The sequence below is a fragment of the Okeania sp. SIO2B9 genome, assembly GCF_010672505.1.
Lineage (GTDB): Bacteria > Cyanobacteriota > Cyanobacteriia > Cyanobacteriales > Microcoleaceae > Okeania > Okeania hirsuta.
Genome location: NZ_JAAHGK010001705.1, coordinates 1 through 1,250 on the forward strand (window position 1 = coordinate 1; position 1,250 = coordinate 1,250).

Here is a 1,250-nt window from a genome sequence, read left to right on the forward strand (position 1 = left end):
CAGGGCAAACGCATCTCGTCAATAAACTAGGGGTAATTATCAATAAACCGGGTTTTATTGCGCTTGTTGACAATAGACTTTCAACATATAGTGTCTATAAAATCAAATAAACACTACATATAGGGAACGGCAAAATAAGATGCGTTTGCCCTGGGCTGCCGGAGTACAGCATGATTCGTGGATCGAGCTTTGGTAGCAAATGTACTTCAAAACACTAAAAGATGTCAAATGGGTTCTATGGGTTCTCAAATGTAACGGCATTTTCTGTTGATGCCCACATTCAGAACATATTTAAGAACTTGGATAAAACCATGACTAATTCATTGTCCCTATAGATCATTAGTAGGATTTAGTGGCTTTGGTATATTTCTATGTCCTTCTCCTTCTAATTGTTGACGACCATTGCGAATGACTTTGAGCATATCAGTTAACTGCTGTTCAATACTATCCAGAACATGATCGGCATAGTCATCTGCACCATTTTGAATTTCATCACACTCTGCGATTGCTTTAGCTTTCATTTCCTCCAACTCTTGTTGAGCTTGATAGCGAATTTGTTCAATTTCAGCAATAGTAGCTTGTTGAATCGCTTCACAATCAACCTGAACCTGATTTCTGAGCTGATCTGCTTCTACCTTAGCCTGTTGCACAAGACCCATTTCATTTAAAATTTGGGAAGCTTGTTGTTCAGCATTTTCAATAATTTCTTCCGCATAAAGTTCAGCTTCTTGAAGAATGTCATCTTTATGGCGAACAATCATTTCTGCTTCCTGAAAAGCAACTGGTAAATTCAGACGTACTATATCTAACTGATCTAGTAACTGTTCTTCATCGATCAGAGTACGGCCTACAAAAGGAATTCTGGGACTATCGAGAATAATCTCCTCCAGCCGATTTAGCTCTCGCTGGATATCAACTCCAGGGGAGCTACTAGCGGGTTCACCCTCGATATTTTGTCCACTTACTTCTGGTTCAATATTGGCTTTAGCTGAGTTTTGTCCTAACATTATCAACTGTTCTTTATTTATTAAAGTTCGTCCCATAAAGGGAATTCTAGGACGATCAAGAATAATCTCTTCCAATAGATTTAGTTCCTGCTGGATATCGAATCCAAGGGAGGCAATGGTAGGTTTATTCTCGATATTTTGTTCATTTACTTTTAGTTCAATCAGGATTTAATCTTTATGGGAGACAATCCAGTGTCCTTCTAAATTCAGATGCACTATATTTAGCTGATCGAGTAGTTGTTC

1 protein-coding gene is annotated in these 1,250 nt (G+C 38.3%); it reads right to left on the reverse strand.

Annotated features, from left to right (window positions below; translation table 11 throughout):
• Nucleotides 1-329: 329 nt before the first annotated feature.
• Nucleotides 330-1,007 carry a DivIVA domain-containing protein gene (locus tag F6K13_RS33845; protein WP_124142680.1) on the reverse strand — a complete coding sequence of 226 codons (678 nt, stop codon included), beginning with the start codon at nucleotides 1,005-1,007 and terminating at the stop codon, nucleotides 330-332.
• Nucleotides 1,008-1,250 lie beyond the last annotated feature (243 nt).

Bases quoted from the DNA above. Each gene is read 5' to 3' on its own strand.
- F6K13_RS33845 (WP_124142680.1), bottom strand. From the start codon at position 1,007: ATGTTAGGACAAAACTCAGCTAAAGCCAATATTGAACCAGAAGTAAGT.